Origin of the sequence: Vibrio sp. M260118 (assembly GCF_036533755.1) — a bacterium.
In the GTDB taxonomy this organism is placed as follows: domain Bacteria; phylum Pseudomonadota; class Gammaproteobacteria; order Enterobacterales; family Vibrionaceae; genus Vibrio.
The window spans coordinates 1-4,938 of sequence record NZ_JATABG010000276.1 but is presented as its reverse complement, the minus strand read 5'-3'; the positions used below and the strand labels follow the sequence as shown (position 1 = coordinate 4,938).

The window sequence follows — 4,938 nt, the reverse complement described above, 5'->3', positions numbered from 1 at the left end:
ATATTAAACGCGGTGTCTAGCTCTGACTTAAGCGCAGAGTCAACGTCTAACCATTGATTTGATTTTTGATCCCAAGACCAGAACCTTTGTCCATTTAAGCTACGGGCAACCAACGAAATTCGCCCTAGGTAAAGTACATCCGCTTCTCTGCTTGAGCCATTGGCATTGATCTGACCTTGATACAGACCTAGCTTAGTGCCGTAATCAAGTTCAATTTGGTAAGCCTCTAAAATACGACGATACTTCTCTGCATCACTAACGTCCGCTCTAGTCATCATCGACTCAAGCTTAGCGATGCGTGTTTGGCGCTGCTCTAGTTTGATTGGCACATCATCGGCGACAATTTGTTTTAAACCGTCGACCATCTTGTACATCAAGGGCACAATACCCTGACGTGTAGCTTTAATCTCTTCTATCTGGCTATCTAAACTAGCGGCCTCCTGCCCCTGGCTAGTAACTAAGGCAGTCAAGTGATCGCGATAGACTTTGAGATTTTTCACTTCCTCTTCAAGCTGCTCAATTTCAGCTTTCAAACTCAAAGTCTTTTCCGCACTTGCATCGATACGTTTTTGGCTCGAGGCAGACGCTGCATTAGTTTTGCTTTGAATGGATTGAGCCGAATCAAGGCTATTCGCCGTAACCCAGGGTGCCGACGTAGCAAGGATAAGCGCCAAGCTAATTTTGATTAAATTCATAACGGTTATTAGTCACTGATGTAGTATATGGTTGAGAACCACTCTCATTTTCACTTAGGCATACTACCGCGATTGAGCAAAATTGCAATTCCTAGCCGCCAAATCTCAGCCAGAATAGTTTTGAATTTAATTTTAGTTACCCGCCAATGCGTAGAGGGCGTTCGCGGCGCCGTATCAACCAAGTGTTGATAGACTTGCTCGTTAAGTTCAACTTGTCCACCATGAGCAAGAAGCAGCACTTTAGGGTTTAAGTTATATACCCGTTTTAGCGATGCCTTGTATTTATTGGGGTGAAAGATAGGAAACGGCGAAATAAGCTGCTGCTTCACTTCAACCATTAGATCAGCGACATACAAGATGTCACGCTCTATGTTATGCAGCGATAAGTCACGATCAGTATGACCCGGGGTTTCTAGCACCGCCCAGTCTTCAAACTCCGGGATAACATCGCCATCATTCAACATTACGTCAGGGCGAAGCTTTCTCGAATACCATAGATTTCTCTTCGGCTTGCGCTTGCGATTCGCAACCCAGCGAGCTAACAGTAAGTCAGTTAAATGCATTAAAAACCCATCAACGCCCGAGTACCAGTGGGTATCTTTATTAGCGGAGATGATTTTACATCCCGTCAGTTTGCGAAGCTTATGTGCAGCCCCGGCATGATCGGGATGCATGTGCGTCACTACCACCGCAGACAAGTCGTTGAAAGGACGTTGCAGTTCATGGGTAATAAAGTGCCTAATCGAGGAGATATCCGCTCGTGAAGCTCCATCGAGTAGCATGAGTTTGTCTGTGTATTCTGCCAAGTAGATGTTCTGTATATAGCCTTCAAGCACATGAATTTTCATAGAGCACACTGAAATTAACAAATTATTTACATTTTAATTTATCAAGCTTGTACTTATTTGACAGAGTATTCACTCTAATATGTGAACTGCGAGAGCATCACTTCTGCTCGTCCTTATCACTAAACATTCAAAAACGGGCGACCTTAAGGCCACCCGTATATGCGGTTTCAATTCAAAAGTGAAGGCTTAGTCTTTGGCTATTTTCAGCCCTGTATTGTCTGCAACCTGCTGAACGACCTTGTTCACTTCAGTCGCTATCTCAGCTAAGGTCCCACTCTCTTCTTCAGTAAAAGGATGCTGGAGAATCGACTCAGCACCATTTTTACCCACAACGGTAGGCAAACTTAGCACAACGTTGTTTAACCCATGCTCACCATTTAACAACGTCGCGACAGGAAGAACCGAACGCTCATCAATCATAATCGCTTGGATAATACGGAATACACTGGCCGAGATACCATGCGTGGTATTTTGCTTACGCTTGAAGATCTCGTAACCCGCTTGCTTAACCGACTCGAGTAATTCATCAGCACAGATTCGTTCGATGTGGTGAGAGTCACAATAGAAATCTGCAGGCTGCCCAGCAATGGAGATTAAGCTCTTAGGTGTAAAGCAGTGGCTGCCGTGCTCACCCAGTACGTAGCCAAACACATTTTTAGGATCGAGATTGACGCGGTTGGCAACAATACTCATCAAACGAGCCGTATCAATCACACAACCACTGCTGATCACTTTTGAGCGTGGGAAGCCAGTATTGGTCGCAATAAAGTGCGCTACCACATCACAAGGGTTACTAACGATAATAAGAGTCGCATTGGGTGCAACGCGCTCTACCTGCTTGGCGATATCGACCCCAATGCGGCTATTGATTTCGGCCAGGTCAATACGAGTTTGGCCCTGCTTAATTTGCGCTCCAGCAGTGATCACAACTATATCTGCGCCAATAAGCGTTAGATAGTCATCCGTCGGTACTAAGTGGGTATTTTTAGAGAAAGTAAGCGCCGAGGTATGCCTAAAGTCAAACACCTCACCCTCAGCTCTTTCGAGGTCCTTGTCGAGCAGAACAAGCTCACTGATGCTGCCAAGAGTTAAAAGGTAATTACATACCCCAACACCGACAGAGCCTGCTCCAATAACACCAATCTTCATTTATCTATCCCTGTAATCTTTTGCTGTTACTTTGGATTGTACTAACACACACCCAAGCAATTCCAATTTAGTTTCATCGGCAGCACAAAATACAGAATTATTATCTAGGAGCAAGCAAATTTTTAGTTTCTTACTTTGAGCAAACGTCCGTCTGTACGGTAGAAAATCAAAGCAAGCAAGATTAGAGCACAGCCAATGAGCTTATTGCGAGATAACTGCTCACCATACCAAGCCACGCTTAGAACGACCGTCCAGATAGGTTCTAATAACATAATCAGCGCCGCATTGGCTGGATTACACCCCTTTTGACCTAAGGTCTGCATTACATACCTCAAGCTCGTCGCTAACAGTGCACTGAGAGCAAACCAACCCCAGATGGAGGTCTCTACACTCTCAGGGAAAGTTTCGAATAATAAAGAGGCGATAGCAGCGAGAACGCCTGTGACAAACAATTGGATACAAGTGAGCAGTAGTACAGGCACTTTTTGCGCTAGCTTACTATTGACGTTAAAGTGCAGTGCGAGCAGACAAGCGTTAGCCAAAAACCAAAATTGACCTAATGAACCTTTCCAACCATCCGCTAATGAGAGCATTGCAAGGCCCATCACAGCTATTGGCATAGAAATCCAAAAGGCCCGTTTCGGGCGCTCTTTGTACAATACCCACGCGATGATTGGCACAATGATCATCGACAAGCTAACGATAAACGCGCCCTCTCCCAATGTTTCACTGATTGATATGGCATAAACCCACGTCAAAAGCGCCAAAGCAAGAATACAACCGCCACCGATAGCTTGAAGCAGCAGCTGTTTAGTTAGCTCTCTAAATCGTTTATGACAAAGGGGAAGCAAGCAAATCGAAGCCACGAGAAAACGTAACCCAACAAAACCAAACGGAGGGAGCCCTTGTATCGCTTCTTTTGAGAAAATCCACCCTAACCCCGCCAGAGCAGTGGTCATAAAGAGGACCCAGGCAGCTTTAGTTTCAGCGTTCAATTTTAAACTCTAATTATTATTTGATTATCTCGCGATATTGTCAGATTTGCACAAACTTAGCTACGACTTATCTACTCTGAGAAACAACTCGACTGAAGCCAACTCCTATACAGTGCTTTTCCTAACCACTGTATAACGCTGTATAAACCTTAGTGATTCGAATCACATTTTTAGTTTTAGGCTTTGTATGTACAAACACTTAGCAAAGCCAACTTAATCCATAAAATACAATAACTTAATTCTAACACACTCTCCTAACCACTCATTTCCTGCTTAAATTCCGCACAAAAAAGCTTGCCATCTGCACCGAATAAAACTACTGTATAACTATACAGCATGTACAAAGGAACAGTAACCATGATTCAGGCACATACTCAAACTCACTCGTTTTCAAAATACAATGTTCTTGCACAACCTACTGCACCAATGAACATCGACAACGATACGTTATGTCGCCTAGCTGGCCTTTCAAGTCAAAAGCAATGGATCTTATTTACTGCACAATGCCCTCGCCCTGATTACTCTCAGTTTGCGGCCTTTGATGTTAGCTGTAAAAAAATCATTCAGATGAAACCATCACAAACGCAGTCTGAATTCGAAATCGTAAAAAAGGCGATCGAATCAGGCAATGCCAGTGCGGTAGTTGCATCAAACAACATTCCTATGGTCGAGCAAAGTCTTTTGCGCAGCCATGCTACCCAGTTCCAGTGTGAAGTCTTTTTCGTTGAGGGCAGAGTTAACCAGTATCACTAACAAGCTCAACAAGTTCACTGTCTTTTTGCCCCGCCCTATAGGTGGGGCTTTTTCATTTCCCTAGCCATAGATGTTCTTTTCATCAATCAGAGAAGAAATATAGCAAACGTTTGCTTTTTCTCTGGCAGCACAAAATAGTTCTGGTATTATGCGGGGCAATTAAGTTATCTCCGCCGATAATTTCCCACGTTGCTAAAGTATAGGAATGTCAATATGAGTCTCGCTGATCAAGTTCTCGCTGTTAACGATGATCTTCCAATCCGTACCGATAAAGCCGTTCATAGCGGTAAAGTTCGCTCCGTTTACTGGCTAACTGAAGAAGACAGCAAGCGTCTTATCCAAGAAAAAGGTTACGATGTAGCGCCAGATGCTCCACTAGCAATCATGGTTATCAGTGACCGTATCTCAGCATTTGACTGTATTTGGCACGCTGAAGGTGGATTAAAAGGTGTTCCTGGTAAAGGTGCAGCTCTCAACGCGATTTCAAATCACTGGTTC

The 4,938-nt window shown here is 44.0% G+C and carries 6 protein-coding genes; 2 read left to right on the top strand and 4 right to left on the bottom strand.

Annotated features, from left to right (window positions below):
• The 4 genes from QTO00_RS14810 to QTO00_RS14795 form a co-directional block, all read right to left on the bottom strand.
• A partial coding sequence (locus QTO00_RS14810; protein ID WP_331425482.1) for a DUF3450 domain-containing protein occupies positions 1-695 on the bottom strand: 695 nt, incomplete at its 3' end.
• Between the two features lie 50 nt (positions 696-745).
• A complete protein-coding gene (locus QTO00_RS14805; RefSeq protein WP_331425481.1) occupies positions 746-1,543 on the bottom strand; it encodes an MBL fold metallo-hydrolase in 798 nt (265 codons plus the stop codon).
• 186 nt (positions 1,544-1,729) lie between these two features.
• Positions 1,730-2,692, bottom strand: a complete 963-nt coding sequence (locus QTO00_RS14800; RefSeq protein ID WP_331425480.1) for a lactate/malate family dehydrogenase — start codon at positions 2,690-2,692, stop codon at positions 1,730-1,732.
• A 122-nt stretch (positions 2,693-2,814) separates the two neighbouring features.
• Positions 2,815-3,687, bottom strand: coding sequence for a DMT family transporter (locus QTO00_RS14795; RefSeq protein ID WP_331425479.1), 873 nt, complete (start codon positions 3,685-3,687; stop codon positions 2,815-2,817).
• 357 nt (positions 3,688-4,044) lie between these two features.
• On the opposite strand from QTO00_RS14795, the gene QTO00_RS14790 reads away from it, so the two are divergent.
• Both QTO00_RS14790 and QTO00_RS14785 read left to right on the top strand, forming a co-directional pair.
• Complete coding sequence (locus QTO00_RS14790) at positions 4,045-4,440, top strand: hypothetical protein (protein ID WP_331425478.1); 396 nt, start codon at positions 4,045-4,047, stop codon at positions 4,438-4,440.
• A gap of 213 nt (positions 4,441-4,653) precedes the next feature.
• Positions 4,654-4,938: phosphoribosylaminoimidazolesuccinocarboxamide synthase (locus QTO00_RS14785; RefSeq protein ID WP_331425477.1), on the top strand; the 285-nt coding region annotated here is incomplete at its 3' end.

Coding starts and splice junctions, on each gene's coding strand:
- QTO00_RS14800 (WP_331425480.1), bottom strand. CDS start 2,692: ATGAAGATTGGTGTTATTGGAGCAGGCTCTGTCGGTGTTGGGGTATGT.
- QTO00_RS14805 (WP_331425481.1), bottom strand. CDS start 1,543: ATGAAAATTCATGTGCTTGAAGGCTATATACAGAACATCTACTTGGCA.
- QTO00_RS14790 (WP_331425478.1), top strand. CDS start 4,045: ATGATTCAGGCACATACTCAAACTCACTCGTTTTCAAAATACAATGTT.